The sequence below is a fragment of the Pseudoalteromonas sp. P80D2 genome (genome assembly GCF_036680945.1).
GTDB classification, from domain to species: Bacteria; Pseudomonadota; Gammaproteobacteria; order Enterobacterales; family Alteromonadaceae; genus Pseudoalteromonas; species Pseudoalteromonas shioyasakiensis.
Genome location: NZ_JAZDAR010000022.1, coordinates 196,557 through 221,134, shown reverse-complemented (window position 1 = coordinate 221,134; position 24,578 = coordinate 196,557). Strand labels below are relative to the sequence as shown.

General features: G+C 40.0%; 21 protein-coding genes. 17 read left to right on the top strand and 4 right to left on the bottom strand.

The window, feature by feature from the left end:
• Positions 1 to 115: 115 nt before the first annotated feature.
• Positions 116 to 532, top strand: a complete 417-nt coding sequence (locus tag VRK28_RS03615) for a hypothetical protein (RefSeq protein ID WP_062565743.1) — start codon at positions 116 to 118, stop codon at positions 530 to 532.
• A 57-nt stretch (positions 533 to 589) separates the two neighbouring features.
• Here the strand turns inward: VRK28_RS03615 and VRK28_RS03610 are convergent, their stop codons facing one another.
• Positions 590 to 1,288 carry a hypothetical protein gene (locus tag VRK28_RS03610; RefSeq protein WP_062565742.1) on the bottom strand — a complete coding sequence of 233 codons (699 nt, stop codon included), beginning with the start codon at positions 1,286 to 1,288 and terminating at the stop codon, positions 590 to 592.
• 557 nt (positions 1,289 to 1,845) lie between these two features.
• Here VRK28_RS03610 and VRK28_RS03605 point away from each other — a divergent pair.
• The 11 genes from VRK28_RS03605 to VRK28_RS03555 all read left to right on the top strand — a co-directional run bounded on the left by VRK28_RS03605 (position 1,846) and on the right by VRK28_RS03555 (position 12,515).
• Complete coding sequence (locus VRK28_RS03605; RefSeq protein WP_062565741.1) at positions 1,846 to 2,442, top strand: hypothetical protein; 597 nt, start codon at positions 1,846 to 1,848, stop codon at positions 2,440 to 2,442.
• Positions 2,443 to 2,623: 181 nt separating this feature from the next.
• On the top strand, positions 2,624 to 3,049 hold the full coding sequence (locus VRK28_RS03600; protein ID WP_062565740.1) for a hypothetical protein: 426 nt from the start codon (positions 2,624 to 2,626) through the stop codon (positions 3,047 to 3,049).
• Positions 3,050 to 3,245: 196 nt separating this feature from the next.
• Positions 3,246 to 3,584, top strand: coding sequence for a hypothetical protein (locus VRK28_RS03595; protein WP_062565739.1), 339 nt, complete (start codon positions 3,246 to 3,248; stop codon positions 3,582 to 3,584).
• Positions 3,585 to 4,036: 452 nt separating this feature from the next.
• Complete coding sequence (locus VRK28_RS03590) at positions 4,037 to 4,531, top strand: S1 RNA-binding domain-containing protein (RefSeq protein WP_062565738.1); 495 nt, start codon at positions 4,037 to 4,039, stop codon at positions 4,529 to 4,531.
• A 412-nt stretch (positions 4,532 to 4,943) separates the two neighbouring features.
• Positions 4,944 to 5,273 carry a type II toxin-antitoxin system PrlF family antitoxin gene (locus VRK28_RS03585; RefSeq protein ID WP_062565737.1) on the top strand — a complete coding sequence of 110 codons (330 nt, stop codon included), beginning with the start codon at positions 4,944 to 4,946 and terminating at the stop codon, positions 5,271 to 5,273.
• Positions 5,274 to 5,293: 20 nt separating this feature from the next.
• Positions 5,294 to 5,749 (top strand): type II toxin-antitoxin system YhaV family toxin, encoded by a 456-nt coding sequence (locus tag VRK28_RS03580; protein ID WP_062565736.1) that lies wholly within the window; start codon positions 5,294 to 5,296, stop codon positions 5,747 to 5,749.
• Positions 5,750 to 6,053: 304 nt separating this feature from the next.
• On the top strand, positions 6,054 to 6,248 hold the full coding sequence (locus VRK28_RS03575; protein WP_054554573.1) for a (2Fe-2S)-binding protein: 195 nt from the start codon (positions 6,054 to 6,056) through the stop codon (positions 6,246 to 6,248).
• 158 nt (positions 6,249 to 6,406) lie between these two features.
• Positions 6,407 to 7,939 carry a phospholipase D family protein gene (locus tag VRK28_RS03570; RefSeq protein ID WP_332393365.1) on the top strand — a complete coding sequence of 511 codons (1,533 nt, stop codon included), beginning with the start codon at positions 6,407 to 6,409 and terminating at the stop codon, positions 7,937 to 7,939.
• A 253-nt stretch (positions 7,940 to 8,192) separates the two neighbouring features.
• A complete protein-coding gene (locus tag VRK28_RS03565; RefSeq protein ID WP_054562441.1) occupies positions 8,193 to 10,448 on the top strand; it encodes an acyl-CoA dehydrogenase in 2,256 nt (751 codons plus the stop codon).
• A gap of 145 nt (positions 10,449 to 10,593) precedes the next feature.
• Positions 10,594 to 11,541 carry an aminoglycoside phosphotransferase family protein gene (locus VRK28_RS03560; protein ID WP_062565734.1) on the top strand — a complete coding sequence of 316 codons (948 nt, stop codon included), beginning with the start codon at positions 10,594 to 10,596 and terminating at the stop codon, positions 11,539 to 11,541.
• 2 nt (positions 11,542 to 11,543) lie between these two features.
• Positions 11,544 to 12,515, top strand: a complete 972-nt coding sequence (locus VRK28_RS03555; RefSeq protein ID WP_062565733.1) for a Gfo/Idh/MocA family protein — start codon at positions 11,544 to 11,546, stop codon at positions 12,513 to 12,515.
• Here VRK28_RS03555 and VRK28_RS03550 read toward each other — a convergent pair.
• A complete protein-coding gene (locus VRK28_RS03550; protein ID WP_130167654.1) occupies positions 12,512 to 13,330 on the bottom strand; it encodes an ABC transporter substrate-binding protein in 819 nt (272 codons plus the stop codon). The two genes, VRK28_RS03555 and VRK28_RS03550, sit on opposite strands and share 4 nt — an antisense overlap.
• A 192-nt stretch (positions 13,331 to 13,522) precedes the next feature.
• Between VRK28_RS03550 and upp the strand changes: the two genes are divergently transcribed.
• The 5 genes from upp to VRK28_RS03525 all read left to right on the top strand — a co-directional run bounded on the left by upp (position 13,523) and on the right by VRK28_RS03525 (position 20,276).
• On the top strand, positions 13,523 to 14,152 hold the full coding sequence (upp, locus tag VRK28_RS03545; protein WP_054562437.1) for a uracil phosphoribosyltransferase: 630 nt from the start codon (positions 13,523 to 13,525) through the stop codon (positions 14,150 to 14,152).
• Between the two features lie 9 nt (positions 14,153 to 14,161).
• Entirely contained in the window at positions 14,162 to 15,400 is a 1,239-nt protein-coding gene (locus VRK28_RS03540; RefSeq protein WP_062565731.1) for a uracil-xanthine permease family protein, read from the top strand.
• A gap of 138 nt (positions 15,401 to 15,538) precedes the next feature.
• Positions 15,539 to 17,281: an HAD-IIB family hydrolase gene (locus tag VRK28_RS03535; protein ID WP_062565730.1), complete on the top strand. Its 1,743-nt coding sequence runs from the start codon at positions 15,539 to 15,541 to the stop codon at positions 17,279 to 17,281.
• On the top strand, positions 17,274 to 18,494 hold the full coding sequence (locus VRK28_RS03530; protein WP_054562434.1) for a hypothetical protein: 1,221 nt from the start codon (positions 17,274 to 17,276) through the stop codon (positions 18,492 to 18,494). The genes VRK28_RS03535 and VRK28_RS03530 overlap by 8 nt, the downstream gene beginning before the upstream one ends.
• A 12-nt stretch (positions 18,495 to 18,506) precedes the next feature.
• A complete protein-coding gene (locus VRK28_RS03525) occupies positions 18,507 to 20,276 on the top strand; it encodes a sugar phosphorylase (protein ID WP_062565729.1) in 1,770 nt (589 codons plus the stop codon).
• Between the two features lie 12 nt (positions 20,277 to 20,288).
• On the opposite strand, the gene VRK28_RS03520 is transcribed toward VRK28_RS03525, so the two are convergent.
• Complete coding sequence (locus tag VRK28_RS03520; protein ID WP_332393357.1) at positions 20,289 to 21,332, bottom strand: ABC transporter substrate-binding protein; 1,044 nt, start codon at positions 21,330 to 21,332, stop codon at positions 20,289 to 20,291.
• 149 nt (positions 21,333 to 21,481) lie between these two features.
• Positions 21,482 to 24,328: a TonB-dependent receptor plug domain-containing protein gene (locus VRK28_RS03515; protein ID WP_269407192.1), complete on the bottom strand. Its 2,847-nt coding sequence runs from the start codon at positions 24,326 to 24,328 to the stop codon at positions 21,482 to 21,484.
• Positions 24,329 to 24,578: the final 250 nt, after the last annotated feature.

The following is a 24,578-nucleotide window of genomic DNA, read 5'->3' as shown; positions in this document are numbered from 1 at the left end:
AAAAACATGCTTAGCAACATAAAAGTTTTGGGTGGTAAATAGGTACGGATTGTGCATCTATTTTGTTTTCAAAAGGTTTATAGCTAAACGTCAAAAAATTAACGATAGGAAAACTATGCAGCTAACTTCGTACATATCCTCATTCCTAAAAGAGCCATTATTAGATCAGCAAAATAAAAATGAGCTAAACCCAGCAAGTGAAAAAGCAACAAACCTTCAAGGCTCTAAACAACAAGAAGCGGGCGTTGATTCTGATCCACAAGCAGAAGCTCAATCAAAGACATCACAAACACAGCAAGAGCTAGTAGTGAAAATAAAGGAGTTACAAAATAAGATTAATAGTTTAAAAAGCAACAAAGACCTAGCTCCAGAACAACGAGAAAGTGAGTTGCTAGAGCTTAATGAACAACTTGATGAAGAAATAAATGCAGTCCAGCTTGCCGTAAAAAGTAATGTTTCTACGATGATAAACTTATTGTTTGCTCCTACTTCTAGTAATCACTCTGGTATGCTGTTTAACAATAAAGCGTAAGTTTAAGGCAAAGCGCTTGTTCGCAGTTACTTTGCCAATTGCATATTTATAAGTCCGCTAAATTACATACTTTATAAGTGAGTAGATGAGAGTACATATAAAGGTAAATAGGAAGAACCATTTTATGTGAACTGTTATTGGTGACCCGCGTTTGGCTGTTCTGATCATAGTTACTGGGTAATCATACTCAACAAGTTTCTTGAAAAGCTCAGGATGTTCTAAGCTCCAGTCATTTAAAGGAATTGAATCACCATAGCGAGTTTTAAAAATAACAGAAAATAGATAGGCACGCCTAGGTTGTGGATCGTTAATATCGTAGCCGCTTTTGGTGCGTGTAAAATTCCATATGGCCTCAACATTAAGTAAATCTTCTCTTTTAATTGTTCGTGGTTTTCTGTCATCGAATAAAAGTGCAGGCAGGTAAACCTGTTCTTGGTTTATTTTAATTTCGCACAACGGGGATTCATGGATGAAGTAACGCTTATTGGCGATAAACATTTGAACTAAAAAGTAACTGAGATATGTAATGATCACAGCGGCAATTGCACCTGCACCGGATTGTGTTTTCCAAACAAGGTGGCAAGCAATGATGAATATAGCACCGGTGATTAATTTTGCTTTGAATTTCTGTGCTTTAGGTAAAGGGACTGCGCATCTCAAGATAGGTATTTCAGCTTGCACTTTCGTTTTTATGAAAGTCTGAAAAAAGATTAAGTTAAAGTTATCACGGGTTAATTCAAAAGTAGGCGCTTCCATGTGTCCTCGATTACATATTTAGTATTAGGAGTAAAATAACAAATGCAGTACCTTACTATCAACTAAAAACACCAGATTGTGTTTAAGTTTGGTTGGAGCACAACTTGCTTTTTATTGGTATAGTAAGTTACTGATAAATATGTAAATGTGAACTGGTGAAATGATAGATTATTTTCTTATTATTTTGATGGTACTTTCGGCTGTTTTATTTTTGTTTGTAATGGTTTTGTTTATCTTAGCTCCAAAATACGCAAAAAAGAGCTTTTCATAAACTACTACGGCGGAACAGGTGCAATTTATCATGGTTTTAAGCTGTTCAAAGTTGAATCCTATCGGGAAGACAAAGTTTGGGCTTGTAAAGCCATTAAATACTCATCTATAGCAATTGTAGTAATGTTTTTCATTATGGTTTTTTTAATAAAATTGAATGGAATTCAACAGAGCTAGGAGTCGGTTCTTGTTTTTCTTTCGTGGATTATGGTTAAGCACTATGCCAAAAACGTAACAGTTTTTTTCTGAGCTAATCGAAGAGACTCAAGTTAAATGGTGGAGATACTATGAAGTATTTAATTTTTATCCTTTTATTCCAAAGTGGCATTTGCATGGCGTTACAGCCTATATCAGAATATTGTGAAGACTCTTATCTGTTAGGCCGAATCGGAGGTGATATTTTTACAGCAAAAAAATGCCTAGTATATGGTTACACTGCTGAGGATATGACTTTCTTTAAGAATAGAAACACAAGTATTGAATTCGATGATATTAAACCTTCAATAGAAAAGTTTATCAATATTGTCAATTCTGAAGTAGATTCATTTTTAGATAAACAAAAAGCTTTTGATGAATACACTGGAGTGATAGATAGTTTCTCAGTGCCTCTATTTGGGAGCTATGATGAATTCGAAGATGCTAAAGCTTCATTAGTATTTTCGATTAACTACACAACTCATTGTAACATATCAGTTTTAGATTACAGTAGAGGTGATAAATTCATGATTGGATATAAACTTAATCGAATGACTGATGAAGGTAAATATAACTATGATTATTTGTATATAGAGCTCCCTAAAGAAGCAAAAATAAATAAAGCGGATAGTGATGGTTTAATAGATGCTTTTTGTCAAAATGATTTAAGCTTTAAAAATAAAGAATAATGGTAAGTAGCTTTTATCTATCCAAAGAGGTCAAGCTACATTTTTCCTTCTAAATCATAATAACCAATGCAGTTTAGTCTTTAGTTGAGGTAAATATGAAAGACCTTCAGCTATGTAGGCTGGCCGTTGTATTGATAATCCATAATCTCGATTTTGTTTTTCAAATTTAATGAGTGTTTTTATGAAAGTCTTTGGAAAACTATTTTTAGTTATCTTTATTGTATTAACTTTATTTTGGTACATAACAAAAGATGCTGGTGTATTTATTAAAAATCAGTTTGAGCCTTTTTATTTTCACTTTGATACAGAATTTAGTTCAATAAGAACACAGGAAGGTGTTGCCTACTCTGAGTACACTTATGATCAAGGTTTTAAATCAGTATTGATTGGCGCCGGAGATGAATTTGAAAGTGGTACTTTATTTTTTGACGGTGGGCTTTTAATTATAGAAGTCAGTCTTTTTGAAAAGTTTTTGGGTTTTTCTGATTATTGCCTTATTTCAGCAAAGTTTAGAGGAGAGAAGGTATTGGTTTTGAAGACGAGCGCTGAATATGCCGGTGCTGAATTTGGAGGGAAAGTCAATTATAAGTGTAATTTTGATAAGTAAAGAGACATGGTTATCTCTACCATCATCATAAAAAATGTACACCAAAATTTGAGAATACGGTTAAGCTTTACTTTCCCTAACTGAATTATGAAAACCATTTAAATTTAAGCTATTAGTTGAGAGAAAAATACAAGCCCAGACCTCATATGTGCATATCGCACACTTGCATAATTAATAAAGGAATATAGGTAATTCAATGGAGCAATCTTCAAATAACAAAGCATTAGCCTGCTTTATTTTGTATGGTGCACCCCTTGTACTTTTAGCTAAACATGGCTGGCAATTAGGTATTTTGATGTGCTTATTGTTTTTGGGTAGCTATAGCTTTTTGCCCTACATTAAAAATATTCGTAGTAATGTCAGAACATTAGATAAGCATGTTTTTGTATCGTATATTGTTGTAATTGCTTTATTTGCAGCAGTTGATATGTTTTCTAAACCTCATTACTGGAAAACTATTACCATTTTGATACTTGGATTTCTTTCACTAGTCCAATTGAAAAAGTTGCAACAATATTTTTTAGAAATGGGATGATTATGTATACTAAGTGGGGTTAAGTCTTACTGTTTTACAAATTTTGATGAGCAAATTACTTTAGTTATTAGTGACAGTCAGGACTTAAAACTTACTCTAGGTTTAAAGCACTATTTTCATATAAACCAATAGGGTCAGGTATTTTTTTGCCTATTAGCTCGTCCAATGTCATATAAGCAATGGTTTAATAGAAGTTTTCAACGTGTAGGGCATTTTACGATGGGCAAGCACAAGCTCAAGAATGGCTTGAAATCGGCAAAGTGTTACCCCTATTTGGAAAATCTAAAGCAACATCAAGCCTTAAGTTTGCGCTATTTGTCGAGCAAAAAAAAGAATTGGGTGATTATTTTCAATTACACTATTCAAACTTGAGTCGGGTAGTGGCAAAAGAAATACCTGCCCCATAGATGCTCCGTTTTTAATGCTAAATAATATTTAGTGAGGATTTTGGTTTGAAAATTCAATCGAATGAAATTATTTCAGTAAAAGTTAAAAGCATTGAGCAATATGGTGTTCTAGTAGAGGCTGATGGTTATGAAGGGATTGTTCTTATTCCTAATTTATCATGGAATATTTATGGAGTTCAAAAGGGAATGAGCAACTATTTTTCCATAGGTGATATTTTAGATGCAATGGTGCTTGATAGCTCAACAGTACCCTTTAATGCCTCTTTTAAAGACGCTCACCCAGAGCTAAGTCCGTGGAATAAAGTAAGTAAATATTTAATAAATACTATTCATAAAGCAAAAGTAGTTACGAGAACTGATTTTGGCTATTTTCTGGAACTAGAAAAAGGATTGAGAGCTCTGCTACATAATGAAAAGTCTATACCTGAGATGTCTGAAGGTGAAATTGTTTCAGTTAAAATTAACTCCATTGATCAGGAAAAGAAAAAGATTGTTGTTTCTTATGTTTTTCCTGAAAATAATAGCAATAAACCCCAGTAGAACAGTGCACTACACTAATAGCTGATTGTGCAATCTGTGTCGGAGCCACTAATGAGACAAGCAATAGCTCCAGATTGGCTTGAAATCGGCAAAGGAAAAACAAACAGGTCAGGTCTTTCTTTTTGCCTTTAAGATTATTGAAGCCTAATTTTTAGTTATTAACTAACCAAGATTGATACGTGAAAGGATGGCTAGGCTACTACGATTAGAGTTTGCAGGTGCTTTGTATCATGTTACGTCGTGAGGGAATGAGCGCACACTCAGCTAGCTGAGTGTCTAGACAAGTCCCCCCTTACAGCATTAAGCAACTTGAGTATTTTCTAGCTCATTTTTAAAGGGTAATGCATTTGCATTGCCTGTTCGTTCGTACTAAAATCAAAGCTAATGAAGCAAATAAAAGACAGAGGTTGTTATGGCACAAGTTGCTTTAGAAACTGAATCAACATTGACAGACCGTTTTCAAACTACGGTGCCTAGCCCTGTTCGTAAGGCGTTGCACTTAGGTAAAAAAGATAAAATTAAATACACGATTCAATCTGATGGCAGCGTTGTTATTTCGCGTGCAGCAGTGCAAGAAAGCGATCCTGTGCTTGGCGAGTTCTTATCATTCATAGCGCGTGATATGCAGGCTCATCCTGAAAGAATAGAACCGTTATCAGCAAGTATGCGAGAAAACGTTGATGTGTTGATTGAAGGTGTTGAAATCGATTTAGATGCTCCGTTATTGGATGAGGACGAGTAAGTTTGCAAAAAACGATACCAATGGTCGTAAATGGTTGGACACTTTACACTCATCCATTGTTTAAAGAGCAATACATAAGCCTTAAAGTTCAAGTTGAGGCTCTTCGGAATAAAGATCCAAAGGGCTACCTTAAAAAAAATGCCACGAAACGATTAGCCGCTATTCAACGGTTAATCTTTGAACTCATACCGCACGATCCTACCAGCCCTGAATTTCGCCAAGGAAGCACATTAGGTGATGATAACAAGCACTGGTTTAGAGCAAAGTTCTTCCAACAATACCGTTTGTTTTTTCGATATCATTTAGGGTCAAAAATCATCGTTTATGCATGGGTCAATGATGAAAATAATAAACGTGCATACGGTAGTAAAACCGATGCCTACAAAGTATTCGAAAAGATGTTAAATTCTGGTCATCCACCTGAGGGATGGAATGAACTTTTAAAAGCAGCTAAGGACGAGTTGCTCTTCCCTTAATCAAGGCGCATGTTTTTCCAGTTGTTGAAGTGTCGGCTTCTCTGTTATTTACCAATGCTCTGTATCTGAGCCATCCTCTCTTTTTCTTTCAACTCCAAACCAAACCCTCTCAAAAAAGTTAAAAATTTTTTCTTTGCTCGCTTTTAACTAACTGCCCAAATCATAAGGGAAAATTTTTAGTTGTGTGCTAATTATGAGTTTTAGGTATAAAAGTTATGCAAATATTGCCTATAACACTATTGCGAACTATTACCGTTTAGATTAATATGCTGACCATCAAGAGAAATGAGAGTGGTTTGCATTCATGTATATCTGTTTATGTCATGGTGTGACTGATAAAAAAATCGAACAAACAATTGATGATGGCGCTATGACGATGCGCGATTTATCTAAAGAGCTGCAAGTGGGTAGCCAGTGCGGCAAGTGTTGTGGTTGTTGTAAAAAAATACTTAATCGCAAACTGATCGAAATTGCAGATATCACTGAGCAAGTAGCTTAATTACTTGCTCTTAAGCATGCGTGCTTAACAATTTTTCCTTCGTTTAATTCTTCTAATTTATCCCCATACTTACGAGTTTTTATTTGCTTTTAACCCCTTCATTTATTAGGGTTATAACAAAGCAGATACGTGTATCACACGGTCATTGGTAGGAAGCCATGATAATAGACTCTTCAAAATCACTTTTTTGTGCAGTACTCATTTTAATCACCGCGGGCTGTGCGCAGTTACCTTCACGAGAGTCCATTCAACCAAGCTATGCCATTGCAGCGGATACACCCAGTACCATAGGAGATGCAGTGGGTAATAATCATCCTGGGTTATCAGGGTTTTATCCTTTAGCAGATGGGGTCGATGCCTTTGTAGCTAGGTTGGCACTCATTGATTCTGCAGAGCACACTATTGATGTGCAGTACTATTTATACCACAGACAGCAAACCACCATTTTATTTACGGCCTTTTTATTAAAAGCCGCAGATAGGGGAGTAAGAGTTCGCTTGTTGCTTGATGACTTATCGCAAGCCGACAGTGAGCTTGATTTAGCAGCACTGGCTGTTCACCCTAATATTGAAGTTCGATTATTTAATCCATTTCCTAACCGTCGTTTTAGAGCGCTTGGTTTTGTTACCAACTTTAGCCAGCTTTCTAGACGCATGCATAACAAGAACTTTATCGTTGATAATCGGATTTTTATCACCGGTGGGCGCAACATAGGTAATGCGTATTTCTCGGCTGAAGATCATTCTGAATTTATTGATTTAGATGTTATGAGTGTTGGCGAAATTGTGCCAGAGGCATCAAAAGCATTTGATTTATATTGGAATCATCAGCTGTCTTACCCTGTTGAAGATTTGCACGGTGAACGTGATGAGCAATCACTTATTGATATCACTAAATCCTTATCGACCTATGTTGAGCAGAATCAGCAGAGTAATTACGTTGAGCAGTTACGCGAAAGCGCCTTTGTAAAACGCTTATTGCACGATGAAATAGAATTCGATTGGCAAAAGTCTGTGTTGTTTTATGATCATCCCGATAAGGTAATGAACGACGTCAGTGAAAAATCGGCCAATATGTCGCCAATGTTGTTTAAAGAAATGGGCGAGCCGAAACAAAAAGCAATTATTGTGTCGCCGTATTTTATTCCTCGTGAGCAGGGCGTTAAATTACTGACCAATTGGGCAAAGCAGGGTGTTGATGTCACTGTACTGACTAATTCTTTAGCTGCTACCGATGTATCTGCGGTGCATGCTGGTTATAAAAAGTACCGAGAAGATCTCGTAAAAGGCGGGGTTAAGCTGTGGGAGTTAAAACCCAGTGATTTAATGGCCATTAAGCGCAAAGCGGGGCGTAAAGTAACTGGGTCATCACAAGCAAGTTTACACGCAAAAACCATGACCTTTGATGATAAAAAGATTTTTGTGGGCACCATGAACCTCGACCCTCGCTCGCTTGATTTAAATACCGAGATGGGCGTTTTAATCGAAAGCGAAAAGCTTAGCCGCTTTTTGGCCCATTGGGTTGATACGCAAATGCCTGAATATGCCTGGAAAGTCGAGCTTAAAGATAATGACTTAGTTTGGCTCGACACAGTGAGTAATGAGCAGTTTGATGAAGAGCCACAAACGTCTTCGTGGCGACGTTTTCAAGTGTGGTTTATTTCGTTATTCCCTATCGAAGATGAGCTCTAAGCCATTCCTTCAGTATTTATACCTAAGCCCAACTTTTTAGTTGGGCTTTTTGTTTTCAGCCTTTAGTTGTTAACCATTTCGGGATAAAAAAAGGCGTTTGAGCGTACACGTGTAAACCCATTGTATTCAAGTGCTTAGCGTGCAAAGAAAAAATAAATATAAAAAAATGTTAAAAAAACTGGTTGGACCAATTGATCTATTGCTCGTTTTATGACGTAATGTAGGTATTACTATCTGGTCGGATGAGTTTATTATGAGCTTACGTACAAAATTAAAAAAAGTATTACCTAGTATTTCAATTACAGAACAAGAAGCGTTAGATGCGGGTGATGTTTGGTTAGAAGGTTCAATCTACCAAGGTAAACCTGATTTCGATGCACTTCGTGACGTGCCAGCAGCTAAGCTGAGCGCTGAAGAGCAAGCATTCTTAGATGGCCCAGTGAAAGAATTATTATCTATGATTGATGATTCTGAAATTCAAAACGGTGTTCATCTTCCTGACTACATTCTTGATTTCTTGAAAAAAGAGCGTTTTTTCTCGCTTATCATTCCTAAATCATTCGGCGGTTTAGAGTTCAGCCCTTATGCAAACTCAACAATCGTTGCGACTATCGCGACTAAGAGTTCTGCGGTTGCGGTAACCGTGATGGTTCCTAACTCTTTAGGCCCAGGTGAGCTATTACTTCACTTTGGTACTAAAGAGCAACAAGATCACTACTTACCGCGTCTTGCAAATGGTCGTGATATTCCATGTTTCGCACTAACTAGCCCAGAAGCGGGTTCAGATGCGGGTGGTATTCCAGATATCGGTGTTGTTAAACGTGGTCAGTTCAATGGCGAAGAAGTATTAGGTTTAGAAATTACCTGGGACAAACGCTACATCACACTTGCGCCAATTGCGACAGTATTAGGTTTAGCATTTAAGGTAGTTGACCCTGATGGTTTACTAGGTGGTAAAGAAAACTTAGGTATCACCTGTGCGCTTATTCCTAAAGATCACCCAGGTGTTGAACTTGGTAATCGTCATGATCCTATGGGTATCCGTTTTTACAACGGTACGACTCGCGGCGAAAAAGTATTTGTACCAATGGACTTCATCATTGGTGGTCAAAAGAACATCGGTCGTGGCTGGCAAATGCTGGTTAGCTGTTTAGGTGCAGGCCGTGGTATCTCTCTACCGGCATTAGGTGTTAGCTCATCACAAGTGGCATTCAAAGGTGCTTCTGAGTACGCAGCAGTACGTGAGCAGTTTGGTCTGGCGATTGGTCAATTCGAAGGTATCCAAGAGAAGCTTGCTGATATCGCAGGTAAAACTTACCTTCAAGAAGCAATGCGTGTTCTAACAACAGAAGGTTTAGGCATGGGCTTAAAACCATCTGTAGTTACTGCGATTGCTAAATACCACATGACAGAAATTGGTCGTAACGTGCTTGATTCAGCAATGGATATTCAAGCAGGTAAAGCAATTCAAAATGGTCCGCAAAATACATTAGCAAGTGGATATGTTGCACAACCAATCGCAATCACGGTTGAAGGTGCAAACATTCTTACTCGTAACCTTATGATTTTTGGTCAAGGTGTAATGCGTTGTCACCCTTACCTACAAACTATGGTTGAGTCTATCCACAGCGAAGACAAAAATGCAGATAAAGAATTCAACAGCATCTTACGTAAAACAGTGGGTTACAGCGTAGCTAATAGCTTACGAGCTTTCCGTTTAGGCGTATTACCGTTTACTGCGGGTGCTAAATCGTCACTACCAGAAGTACGTGAATACGAAAAAGCAGCGCATAAATTATCTGCAAAACTTGCAGTTTACGCTGACTTCTCGTTATTGGTACTAGGTGGCAAACTTAAGCAAGCAGAAATGTTATCTGCACGTTTAGGCGACGTAATGAGCTTCTTATATGCGGCGATGGCATCAATTAAATACTACGAGCAAAAAGTAGCAAGCAGTGAACGTGAGCAAGCTGCGCCTTACTTCCACTATGCGACTCGCTTTGCACTACAAAGCGCTGAAGAAGCATTGCATAAGTTCTTAGATAACTTCCCTGCAAGTGGTACTCGTAAATTTATGCGTTTCATTACGATGAACTACTCAATGAAAATGCCTAAGATCAGCGATGATTTAATCCGTGAACTTGCGACTCAAGCGCAAATGGATACGGCATTTAAAGCGCAAATCACTCACTTGGTTAACCCAATTGAAGGTGATGGTCATTACATCAATGAGCAAGCGTACAAAGCGAAAATGGCGTGCCTTGATTTACTTAAGAAAGTTAAAAAAGCTCTGCGTGCTAAAACTATTAAGCCGGGCGTTCGTTTTGCAGAAACGCTTGATAATGCACTTGTTGCAAGTGTTATCAACGAAGAAGAATATGCAAAACTGATTGATTACAACAAGAAGCGTGAAAAAGCGATTCGTGTTGATGAGTTCGACTTTGATATGAACCTACTGGATGACAATGCAAAGCCAGTAAACCCACTTAAAAGTGTGGTAAACGAGTAATTCAACAATGCAAGTCCTGAGTAGTATTAGGACTTTATCTTCGAAAACCCGTGCTTAGCACGGGTTTTTTATTGCCTATAGGCCGTTGTGCCAATAGCCAATATCACCTACCATTGCCATCGGTTTATATAAATTACAGAGCGTTATGGATCTTAGGCAATTCGTTACTTGTCACTTTTCAAATATTACAGAGCTACAGCAAGCTGCATCAGTATGGAGTGGATGCGGTGAGATTATTCGTTGCCAAATGAATGGTGCTGCTGCGGTAATTAAAGCGATTGAAGTGCCTAGTCAGATCAATCATAGTCGTATAAAACAAAGTGATTTTGCACTTGCCAGAAAGCGCCAATCTTACTTATTCGAATTTAATTGGTATCGGCATTACGCAGAGCAATTACCCCATGAAGCTGCGGCTATCCACTGTATTGAGGCAATACAACAGGGCAGTAAACAAGCGCTGGTATTTAGTGATTTCAGTGCGCTTGGCTACCAGCCTGCAAGTGCTACACACAGCGACATTCAAGCAATTATAAACTGGCTTGCACACTTTCATGCTTTTCATTTAGCAAGCTCTGCCGATGGCCTTTGGCCGCGAGGTAGTTATTGGCATTTAGCAACGCGGCCCGATGAGCTAAAGCGTATGAGCGATTTAAGCTTAAAAGCGCAGGCGCACGCTATTGATATAGCGTTGAATGAGTCACCTTACCAAACATTAATTCATGGTGATGCTAAGCTTGCCAATTTTGCGATTGCGCCACAAAACCAGCATGTTCTTGGCTATGATTTTCAATATGTTGGCAAGGGTGTTGGGGTGATTGATGTAATGTATTTTTTAGGCAGTTGCTTAGATGATACGGCATTAAAATCAGTTGCAGATGACTATTTAAATCGCTATTTTGACACCCTCATACAGGCACTAAAACGTTATCAACCGAATGTAAACCCAGCGCATGTTGTTAGCAGTTGGCGAGCGCTTTGGTGTTACGCATGGAGCGATTTTTATCGCTTTTTAGCAGGTTGGAGCCCTGATCATGCAAAAATAAACGGCTACATGCAGCAGCAATTTGTAACGTATTTAAAAATAAAGGATTAGCAATGAATAAGCCAATGCGATTTGCCATTATCGGCTGTGGTGCTGTAACTGAAGTGAAAAGCGGCCCTGCTTATCAACAAGCAAAAGGTATTGCGCTTATTGGGGTGACACGCCGCGACTTAGAAAAAGCACATGATTACGCTAAACGCCATAATGTCGCAAAGGTGTTCGCATCGCCAAGCGAACTCATTAACGATACCAGTGTTGATGCCGTGTATATTGCCACGCCGCCAGATAGCCATAAAGCGTATGCTCTTGAGGTTGCTGCGGCAGGTAAACCTTGTTGTATTGAAAAGCCACTGGCGCCAAGTTATCAAGACAGCCTTGATATTGTTGCAGCGTTTAAAGAGGCTAAACAGCCGCTATTTGTGGCTTATTATCGCCGTTCATTACCACGCTTTAATCACGTTAAACAGTTATTAGAGCAAGGTGCGATTGGTAAGCCTCGTCATGTTAGTTGGCATTTAAGTAAAGCTCCTAACGCTCTTGATTTATCGGGTGAGTACAACTGGCGCACAGATCAAAATGTGGCACGAGGAGGTTACTTCGACGATTTAGCCAGCCATGGTCTTGATTTACTTGCCTACCTTTTAGGTGACTTTAGTACGGTGCATGGTTTATGTGCTAATCAACAGGGCTCATATTCAGCATTCGATGCTATTACCGCGCACTGGCAGCATCAATCTGGTGTTACCGGCACCGGGAGCTGGAACTTTGCTTCAGCAAATCGTTTTGATGATGTGATGATTTATGGCAGTGAAGGCGAGCTTAGCTTTAGTGTGTTTGACGAAAAACCGATTGTGCTTAACAACGCACAGGGCAAACAACAGTTCGTAATTGATAACCCTGCACATATTCAACAATATCATGTTGAAAATATGGCGAACTATTTTCATGCTCAGCAACCCCACCCATCAACCGGTGAGAGCGCACTACACACAAGTTGGGTTATGGAGCAGATTTTATCGGCTTAGTGCTCAAACGCTGCATTGAAGGCATTTACTATTTGTGTGTTTTCACCTTCGTGAAATAACTCCATCAGGCGCTCACTAATTAATGTGCGTACCTTTTCAGTTTTAAGCGCTTTATTGAACAGCGCGATTGCTTGTTTGCCGACCTCTGTTGGTGAACAAGCAATATAACCAAACACGGCGGCTTTTTCTGGTTTAAGGCTTATATAACGAATACTACTCAGACCGGGGAAACGTTTATAACGGTTGCTAAATACAGTTTGGTATTCTAAAACGGCATCAATTTTATTTTGAAATAACATTTGCCCGAGCCTTGGTGCATTTGTTGCCCCATCGAGTATAAAAAAGTGCTCATCATTTAAACGAACAAACTTATCAATCTCTTCTGAGTATGAACGGCCTTTAGTGACGCCAATTGTTAAGTCATAGTAATAGATAGCTTGTAGTAGGGTAATAGCGTCTGGAATGGTGGGCTTATTAAATACCACCAGTTTATTTGAAGGAAATGCCATCAGAGGGTACTGACTAAACACAGCATGAGCTTCACGCTCTGGGGTTTTTAATTTATTGTACAAGCAAACATTGTTCATTTTTCTTAATTGCTGCCACTCTCTTAAGCGGCTTGCAGGTATAAAATGTAGGCTGATTTCATCGCCTAATTCAGCTGCGGCAGCCAGCAAAAACGTGGTGGCCTCATTTTCAGGGTTACCGCCATCTTGCGGAACAAAGTCTGCCATAACTTGAATATCGAGTGTTTCACTGTGGACCGGTAGGCAAATACACAAAAGTAGTATCGAAGTGAAGATAAACGTTTTCATTACTGCAGGCCCAAAATAAATAAAATGTTAAACATTGCCGGTGCGTGTTGTTGCAAAAAAATTAATATTTGCAGCTGATAGTGTAATTTTAGACCAATTCAAAGAATTAATGCGATGAACATGCATTTTTTGCAGTCGAGAAGACTATTTTGCGCTAAAATAGGCGTAATTTATCTCATTTAGGTTCTACTTATGTCTATCCATGTAATTACTCATCCGTTAGTTCAACACAAACTTGGCCTTATGCGTGCAGAAGGTATTAGTACTAAAAGTTTTCGTGAGCTGTCGTCTGAAGTAGGTACTTTGCTTACTTACGAAGCAACAAAAAACCTACCATTAGAAAGCGTACAAATCACTGGATGGGATGGTTCAACATTAGATGTAGAACATATCAAAGGTAAAAAAATTACTGTTGTGCCTATTCTACGTGCCGGCCTTGGTATGATGGATGGTGTTATGCAGTTATTACCTGCTGCAAAAGTAAGTGTTGTTGGTCTTCAGCGTAACGAAGAAACATTGGAGCCAGTGCCTTATTTTGAAAAACTGGTTGGTAAAATTGATGAGCGTTTAAGCCTTGTTATTGACCCAATGCTTGCAACCGGTGGTTCAATGATTGCAACTATCGATATGCTTAAAAAAGCAGGTTGTAAAGATATTAAAGTGATTGTATTAGTGGCAGCACCAGAGGGCGTAGAAAAAACCCTTGCAGCCCACCCTGATGTTGAAATTTTCACAGCATCTTTAGACAGTCATTTAAACGAAAAAGGATATATCATTCCAGGCTTAGGAGATGCCGGTGACAAGATTTTTGGCACAGTGTAAGGCGCTCACGTGGAAAATCATCAAACATTTTCGTTAAAAACCATTCTAACTGGCGCGCAAATGCTGTTTGTAGCATTTGGCGCACTGGTGCTTGTGCCGTTACTAACAGGCCTTGATCCCAATGTGGCTTTATTTACCGCAGGTTTAGGAACTTTACTGTTTCATGTGGTTACTAAAGGCCAAGTTCCCATCTTTTTAGCATCGTCTTTTGCTTTCATCGCACCTATTATCGCCTCGGTGCAAATGTGGGGCATTCCCGCAACTATGGGCGGTTTGATGGTGGCAGGCTTTTGCTATGTTGCGCTTAGCTTGATAGTAAAATTTAAAGGCGTGAATGCGCTGCACAAGGTGTTACCGCCTGTGGTTGTTGGCCCTGTGATCATGGTGATTGGTCTAGCCTTAGCCCCAGTCGCTGTGAATATGGCAATGGGTAAAGCAGGGGATGGCAGTGCACAATTAGTTCCTTATGAGCAAGCAATTTGGGTTTCTGGTTTATCATTACTGGTTACGCTGATTTTTGCGGTATGGGGTAAAGGTGTATTTAAACTTATTCCTATTCTTGCTGGTGTGGTAGCAGGTTACCTTGCTTCGTTATTTATAGGTATTGTTGAATTTAATGCGGTCACCGAAGCAAACTGGTTTGCGGTACCGGCATTTACTTATCCTGAGTTTAAATGGCAGGCTATTTTATTTATGGTGCCTGTGGCTATTGCGCCAGCAATTGAACATATTGGCGACATGATGGCTATTAGCCAAGTAACAGGTAAAGACTATTTAAAGAAACCGGGTTTACACCGCACTTTACTAGGTGATGGCTTAGCAACCTCTGCGGCATCGGTTTTTGGTGGTCCACCTAATACAACGTACTCTGAGGTAACGGGGGCGGTAATGCTTACACGTAACTTCAACCCTCGAGTGATGCTTTGGACCGCAATCATCGCTATTGTGCTGGCGTTTGTGGCAAAAATGGGCGCGGGTTTACAAACGATTCCGGTACCGGTGATGGGCGGCATCATGATTTTGCTATTTGGCTCTATCGCCGTTGTTGGTTTAAATACCTTAGTAAAATCAGGTGAAGACCTTACCGCGCCTCGCAACTTGACTATCATCGCACTGATTTTAGTGTTTGGTATTGGTGGTATGCATATCGGTGGTGATGAGTTTAGTTTGCAAGGTGTGAGCTTATGCGCAATTTTGGGGATTATCTTAAATGCTGTTCTCCCCAAAGCAGTGCAACAAGCTGATTAGAACTTAAAAACTGCTTGAATATTGCACCAAAAAAGCGCATTAAATATGCGCTTTTTTTGTAACCATTTAAAAAATAAGGAATTATAAAACTGGTCTACTAACTGCATTTATCTCTATGTCATACTGGTAGGAGCGATTATGCAAGAGGCAAATGTTGTGGATATTACCCCGTTTTTAGCGAAGCATCAGTTACCACTCAAGTATCAATACTTAAGTGAGCAGTTTTTTATACCCCTCGCGCACGATATCTTAAGCGCAAAAATGACCGGCCAACCTATGCTGGTGGCGATTAATGGCTGCCAAGGCTCAGGTAAAACGACCCTCGCTGATTTCTTAGTGACCTGGGTTAATAGCAATACCGAATTTAATAGCGTGTCATTATCAATCGATGACTTTTATTTAAGTCGTGATGCACGCAACGAGCTTGCTAAAGATGTTCATCCTTTGTTTGCGAGTCGTGGTGTACCGGGTACGCATGATACGCAATTAATGGAACAAACCTTATCAGCTTTGTTGGCAGGCAAAGTGGAAGTGCCATTACCTCAATTTGATAAACTAACTGATGATCCGGTGCCAAAAGACCAGTGGCCTAGCAACCAAAAACCGATTGATATCCTGTTTTTTGAAGGCTGGTGTGTAGCCAGTACACCTCAGCAGCCTTATCAACTGCAAACTCCGGTAAATGAATTAGAGCAACTAGAAGATGCCGACGGCATTTGGCGTCGCTGCGTAAATAGTTGCTTAGCGAATGAATATCAAAATGTATTCGCAATGGCCGATTACACCATTATGTTAAAAGCGCCTTCATTTGAAGATGTGTATGCGTGGCGCTTAGAGCAAGAGCATAAACTAATTGCCAAAAAAGGCCAGGGGCAGGGCACGTTTGACGAAGTGAGTTTAAAGCGTTTTATCTCTCATTTTGAACGTATTACGCGGGAAAACTTAGCCACTCTTGCGCACAGCGTGGATGCGTTATTATTGCTTGATACCGAGCGTGATATCACCAAGATGGAACTTCTCGCTGACCAGATTGCTCAGCCACTTATTTTTACTGACTTAGACGGCACATTGCTCGATCACGATAGTTACGAATGTGAGGTGATCAAACCATTTTTGGCAAAGTTGAATGATACCGGTGTCAATGTGATTTTTAACACCAGCAAAACCTTTGCTGAAGTCACTGATATTCAAAAAGGTTTGGATCATCACCAGCCCTTTATTGTGGAAAATGGTGCTGCTGTTTATATCCCGAAAGACTATTTCAAAGTAAAGCCGATTGGCTGTGATGAATATAAAGGTTATTGGCGCTTTGCCATGACGCAAAGTACCGATAAATTGCATGAAGATCTTAAACAATATGCTAGCCAATTTAGTCATTGTGTACGTTTGTTTAGCCAATTTAGTGCACAAGAAATAGCCGAGTTAACAGGACTCCCCGTCGATAAAAGTGAATTGGCTCTACAAAGACAATACTCAGATCCGGTTTGTTTTTCGGGTAGTGAGGAAGAAAAGCAAGGTTTGATAGATGCAATGAGCCAAGCAGGCTACGAAGTGCTTGTTGGCGGGCGTTTTATCCATTTAACCAAAGGTAACAATAAAGGACTTGCACAAAAGTGGCTGTTAAATCAGTTCAAAAAAGCCTATCGCAATCCTTTTACTGTGATAGCGCTTGGCGACAGTCAAAACGATGTAGCCATGCTAAAGGCGGCCGACACCGCTATTTTAATCAATAACCCTGGCAGCCAAGTGCAATCACAAATATTACAAAAAGCATGGCAGCTCAGCGAAAAGCCCGCCCCAGCAGGTTGGGTTCAAGAAGTTTCTGCGTTAACTATCATCAAAGCGCGTTTTGCAGCAAAACAGGAGCAATCTCATGGCTGATTTTTATCAAAATGGCATTATCACGACCTTACACAATATTGCTGACCGCCCAGTAGAAGAACTAGAAAAAGAGTTGTTGGGCTTTTCAAAACAACGCCCAATGGGCCTGATTTTGCCTTCGCTTTACAGTGAGTTAGAAGGACCCGCTCTGCAAAATATTATTGCTGAGCTGAAACATGTGCCTTATTTATCGCAAATTACCATTGGTCTAGATCGCGCTGATGAAAGCCAATATCGCCATGCACTGCAGTTTTTTGCGGAGCTTGATCAGCCTCATAAGGTACTTTGGAATGATGGCCCGCGTTTACAAGCTCTTGATAAAGAACTACAAAAATTGGGCGTTGCGCCACGAGAGCTAGGTAAAGGTCGCAATGTTTGGTATTGCATGGGCTATAAGTTGGCAACCTCAAAAGTAGAGTCAATTGCACTGCATGACTGCGATATTTTGACTTACGACAGAGCGCTATTAGCACGTTTAATTTACCCCGTTGCTCACCCTCGTTTTAACTATGAATTTTGTAAAGGGTTTTATCCGCGCACCGCTGAGGGCAAAATTAATGGCCGTGTGTCACGTTTGCTGGTAACGCCGTTATTGCGTTCGTTTAAAACAATTTTAGGTAGCAACGATTATTTAGAATATATGGATTCATTTCGTTACCCGCTAGCGGGTGAGTTTTCATTCCGTCGTGATGTACTTAATGATATTCGTATTCCAAGTGACTGGGGCTTAGAAATTGGCGTGCTATCAGAGATGTATCGTAATTACTCGCATAACCGTTTATGTCAGGTAGATATTGCTGATAACTATGATCACAAACACCAAGACTTATCGCTAGAAAACCAAGCGGCGGGCTTGTCGAAAATGTCGATTGATATCACCAAAGCTTTATTCAGAAAGCTGGCTACCCAAGGGGTGACTTTTACGACAGAAACGATTCGCTCATTAAAGGCAACCTATTACCGTATTGCTCTCGATTTTATTGAAACTTATCACAACGATGCGTTAATGAATGGCTTAACACTTGATATTCATCATGAAGAAAAAGCCGTTGAAATGTTTGCTCAAAATATTATGAATGCAGGTCAGCACTTTTTAGAAAACCCAATGGAAGCACCCTTTGTGCCGAGTTGGAACCGAGTAGCTTCGGCAATGCCGGAGGTGTTTGCTCGCTTAGAAGAAGCCGTAGAGCTTGATAACAAAGAATATATTTAACGGGGAAGGCACGTGACTTTAGAGCTTTTGCAACAAAGGGTTATTCAGCATTTAACCTGCATCTACGGCGAAGTTGAGTTATCAACAACGCTTGAACAACTCGCAGATAGATTAATCAATACCATGTTAGGTGATGATCCTGTTCGAGACCCAACGCCGCATAAAAACCGTTGGGATGAGCAAGATATGATTTTAATTGCCTACGGTGATTCGATTATTCGTCATGCTAATACGGATGAAGCAGTTGCTAAGCCTGAAGAGCCGCCTTTGCATACGTTACATCGCTTTGTAAAAAACCAATGCTTACCTGAGCTTAATGCACTACACATCTTGCCGTTTTACCCATATAGCTCAGATGAAGGCTTCGCGGTAATGAATTATGTGCAAGTGAATGAAGCGTTAGGTAGTTGGCAACATATCCGCGATATTTCAGCGGATGTTAGGTTGATGGCAGATTTGGTGATCAACCATTGCTCTAGCCGTAGCGTTTGGTTTGAAAACTTTATTCAGGGCAAAGAGCCGGGAAAAGGGTATTTTAAAACGGCAAGCCAGAGTGATGACCTTGTGCAAGTTGTTCGCCCGAGAACATCACCCCTTTTACAGGCGGTTGAAACTAAAGACGGTTTGCAACATGTGTGGTGTACCTTTAGTCATGACCAAGTCGACTTTGATTTTGCTAACCCAGATGTGCTCAATGAATTTGTCAGCATTATTCGTCATTATTTAGATAACGGTGTGCGTATATTCCGCCTTGATGCGGTGGCTTTTTTATGGAAAAAACTCAATACCCGCTGCATTAACCTGCCTGAGACGCACGAAGTGATCAGGCTGCTTCGCACCCTTATTGAGCATTTTGAGCCTAATGTGATTATTATCACAGAAACTAATATCCCGAACCGTGAAAACTTATCGTACTTTGGTAATGCCAATGAAGCGCACTGTATCTATAACTTCTCATTACCACCGCTGTTATTACACACTTTACTCAGTGGTGACAGCACCGCATTAAAACATTGGATGATGAGTATGCCTCCTCCTCAAGAAGGGACGGCATACTTTAACTTTATAGCTTCACATGATGGTATTGGCTTGCGCCCCGTTGAAGGCTTGTTAGAGCAAAGTGAAATTGCCGAAATGGTGAATACGACTGCGAAATATGGCGGAAAAGTTTCATTACGTACCGCCCCAGATGGCACCAATACCCCTTATGAGTTAAACATTGCCTTATTTGATGCGTTGCAAGGTACCCATAAAGGCCCAGATAAATGGGGTGTTGCACGCTTTTTATGTGCGCATGCCATTATGTTTGCGCTTGAAGGTATTCCAGGTTTGTATATTCATAGCTTACTCGGTACCACCAATGATTATGAACGCTTTGAAAACAGCCAACATAACCGAGCGATTAACCGACACCGCTGGCAAGAGTCAGATTTACTAGCAAAGCTGAGTAATGAAAATGCCCATCATCGTACTGTGTTTAAAGCGATGAAAAACCTAATGGCTATTCGTAAGGCGCAAAGTGCATTTCACCCTAATGCGACGCAATATACGTTACATTTAAGCGAAGGGCTCTTTGGTTTTTGGCGACAAAGTATCAACCGTTCGCAAAGTATGTTTTGTGTTTATAACATTAGTGACGAGCCGCAAACGCTTACGCTTGCCGACTTAAATTTGATTGGTACCGAGCAATGGCGAGATTTAATTAGCGGTGAGCAAATTACTGAGCAAACACAAACAATGTCGCTAACCCCATATCAAGCAGTTTGGCTCAGTAATAAATAATGTAAATGCCCTTTACAGTTTGCTATTGGTTACCTCTAAAAGAAGTGATTCAACACTGAAGGGAAGGGCATTTTTATTCGCATTACTGAAAACGCGAAAGTTAATTGCTAAGTTATCACTGTGAATTTGTTCAACTAGCTTAAGCGTTTGTTCGCTATGTTGGCTGAAAATGGCCACTTCATGATGCATAGTTCCGGTTGCGTAATTATTGAGTAGATCATGAACATTTACTATAGCTAAAGCTCCTAGTGTGACATGACCGCCGATAGTGACGTCTATTTTTTCTGCCACAACTCTGAGTGGCCAATTTATTGCGCCAACCAATACATCTTTGCGTTTATTTAACTCATCAAGCGCTGCAATAGCCCCTAATGCCATGGCATCATTGGCAGCCCAAACCATATTGATGTTAGATTGATGGCTAAAGTAGCCAAGACTCTGGCGATACGCTTGTGTTGCTGACCAGTTGGCAACTGTTTTAGCGGTGATATTAGCATTATCATGCGTTTGAACACTTTGCTCTAAACCTTGCTCTCTATTAAGTGCTGCATGGGTGGTGTAATCACCATTAATCGCGAGAATATTTGCCGTGTGCTGAGCTTTTTCAATAAGTTTTTCAGCTAATAATTGACCCGCTTGTTTGTTATCGGGCACCACGCTACCTGCGATATTAATGCCATGATCAATCAAACGTTTTAGCTCTTGTTCTGATGGGCGGTTAAGTAAAAAATAGATGGGCGTAGAGATGTGCTTTAAGCTTAAAAGTTGTTGGGTAAGCACACTTTTCTCATCAACTAAAATCAGCATATCTGGCTTTGCTTTAATCGCATTAGCCACTAATGACTTCATTTCAATATGATTTCGGTTGGCATAATGAATTGTTAAATCGAGATCAAAGTCTTTAGCAGCATCACGCATCAACTGCGACACTTCAAACCAAAACGGGCCTGTGACATTGGTATCGGCATGACCTGGGTTTATAAAAATAATTTTTTGCTTGGCAAAAACACTCGGTAAGCAAAATAGGCAGATAATGATAAATACCGTTTTGAGCATAGTCTTATTAAGTTAAAAGGCCGATAGGGAAGAGTATAGCTTGAATTTTCAGGTTTTAAGTAAATGATTGGCATAGGATAGTTTTTAAATATCTGATAGAAAAAGGGCTACACAAATGTGCAGCCCCAAGAGAATCAAATATTTTACGATTAGAAATCGTAAGATAGTCTTAAGTAGCCGAAACGACCGATGTTGTCGTAACTTGCACTACCAGAACCTGTACCTAACGTACCGTATGGAAGTTTGCGGTTGAAGATATTATCTACACCCAGCTTCACACCAAAACCATTTTCAAAGTTATAACCAATTGTTGCATCAGAGATAACGTAAGTACCAAATGTCATTAAGCTATTTGGATTCGGGTTATCTGCAAGTTCTTGGTCTGTGTAAAGGCTTACTTCATCTAGATAACGTGTATCAAACGTTGTAAAGAAGCCATCACGCTTATAAGAAATTGAAAGGTTTGCTTGCCATTTCGCTTCGCCAGTTGTGCCTGCGTACTCATAGTAGTCGCTCGGTTGGTCTTGGAATGGGAAGGTTTTACGCTCAATTAAGTACGTACCAATTAAACGTGTTGAGAAGTTGCCTTCTAGTGCATCAAAGTCATAACCTAATTCAAAGTCAACACCTGACGCTTCTTGACCAGACACGTTCAGAACTGAGTTTTGAATAAGTGTAATTTCATGTGAGCTGCTATCACGCGTGATTAGGTTACAGTATTGGTTATTAATACCACCTTCTGCATCTACACAGCGGTCAAGAATGTCTTGTGAACCGATGGTCGAAATCGCGTCTTCAAGTTCAATTTTCCAGTAGTCAACTGTCACTACAGCGTTTTCAATGAATGAAGGTTGGTAAACAAAACCAATTGTTGTACTGGTTGACTCTTCACCTTTCACATCTCGGTTACCACTTACTAAACCTTCAAGGGTTTGCGCATCGTAGTCTGATTCAAAATCAGCAGGTACACCAAGAGCTGCACAGTTCGCGCGGCGTACTTCTGAATTTTGTAGATCATTCAAGTTATCAGCTAAACATGGATCGTCAACACTGTAGAATGTTTGGCTCGGTGCACCAAAGATTTCGCCAATGTTTGGAGCACGAAGTGCTTCTGATTGTGTTGCACGTACACGTAGTTGATCGTTTACAGTCCAATCTAAACCAAGTTTCCAGCTTGTTGCATCACCAATTGTGCTGTAGTCAGCGTAACGTACCGCTGTATCTAGTACTAGGTCTTGAACAAGAGGTAAGTCAGAAAGAAGTGGGATTGATGCTTCGAAGTAAATTTCATTTACATCAAACTCACCTTTGTCTTCGCCAAGCGCGTTAAAGAAGGTACCGGCTGCGTTGTCTGGCTCTTCAGTTTCGCTTTCTTCTTTACGGTATTCAACACCCGCTGCAAAACCAATGTAACCAGCTGGTAATTCATAAATTGCTGAATTTGCAAGTGAAGCAGACACAACTGTTTGGGTAATCTTTGAAGTACCTACTGAAACAGTATTGATGTAATCAATCGCTTCTTGGCTCGGTGCACCAAAGCCCATGATATTAACAGGTACACACCCTTCAGCACGTGCTTCTTCGCTGCGACAAACAACATTGCCTGAACCATCATCAATAGCATCTAGGGCATTGTAGTAGTTTGCCATGATCATGTTAGCGCCATTAACACGCTCTAAATCAGTTTGGCCATATACAACTGACGCATCTAATTCCCAGTCATTGAATACCGTGCCTTTTAAGCCTGCAACAAAACGGGTTGTTTCACGTGTATTGTTTTCAACACGACGACCTAAGTCAGTCATCATGCGGTTAACCATGATTGAGCTAACACCTTCTTGTTCCATTAGATCTTTAACGCTTGAGTCAAGGTAAGGGTTATCAATCTTGATGCTGTTATTTGGGTTAAAGAAGAAGAATGCAGGCTGACCAATGCTTTGGCCTTCGCTGTTAACATACTTTGCTTCAAGATACGCATTCATGCCCTCTGCGATATCGTAGTTCGTTTTGAAGTTAATGTTGTAGCGTTCAAACTCAGGTTGAATTTGGTTAAACTGTGCTAGGTTAAATGAATCACAGTTAGCACATGCAAGGCCATCAACTTGGTCACCAATGTTAAGTTCGCGGTAAGTACCATCTGGGTTAAATGAATTTACAAAGCCATTACTTAGCGCAAACACACCTGCGTTATTAATCGCATAGTAACCTGCATTTGGCGTATAAATGTAGTCAGGAAAAGCTGGATCATCTTTGTTTTCAGCTGTTTGAGCTGTGTTGCGCATATTGCGGTAAGAGCCATCAGTCCAAGGGTGGTCTAACGCATTTAAAGTATCTTGACCCGAATACTCAACAGAGAATGCCACGTTACCGCGATCATTATCGAAGTTTGTGCCGTAAGAGAGTGTTGCTTTTTCGTTGCTGTAATCGCTTAGGTCTGATTCGCCTCGAGTTACACTTGCGCTAAAGCCTTCGATATTCTTTTTAAGAATGAAGTTAACTACACCCGTTACAGCATCGGCACCGTATACAGCTGACGCACCACCGGTGATAATTTCAACACGCTCAACCCATGTGCTTGGAATTGTATTTGTATCAACTGATTGAGAGCCTGCAGAGCTAGAAACGTGACGTTTACCATTAACAAGTACTAGCGTACGGTCAGTACCCATATTACGTAAGTCAAGAATACTTAAACCCGCAGTACCGATGTAACGGCCAGAGTTTGAAAGTGAAAAAGTATTACCAAGAGCTGGTAATTTATTAAGTGCCTCACCGATATTAACCGCGCCTGTGTTAACTAAGTCATCACCAGTGATAACTGTCACTGGCGCAGGGGCAATAGCACCTTCACGTAAAATACGAGAACCTGTTACTTCGATACGGTCGATTGTTTGTACACCTTCTTCATCAGCAGCAAATGACTGACCTGAAATTGCAAGTGCAGATGTGCACAGGGCAAGCTTAATACTTGCACCTAAGATGTTATGTTTTTTCATTGTTTCACCTGTTAGTTTTTATTTTATCCCTTAAAGGGTTGTTAACAGTTGTTCTTAAAATGTTAACGCGGTGCACTTTATCATTGTCCCTATTATTTGCAAACAAAAACTACGTATCAATTTGTACACATCTAATTTCAATTTAAACAGTGTGTTAGGTTCTTTGTGGGGTTCAGGTGTTTTTTGTTTGTTGTGAAAAGGTGATTACAGAATATTTACTTTGTTGCTGTATTCGGTATTTTAATGGCAT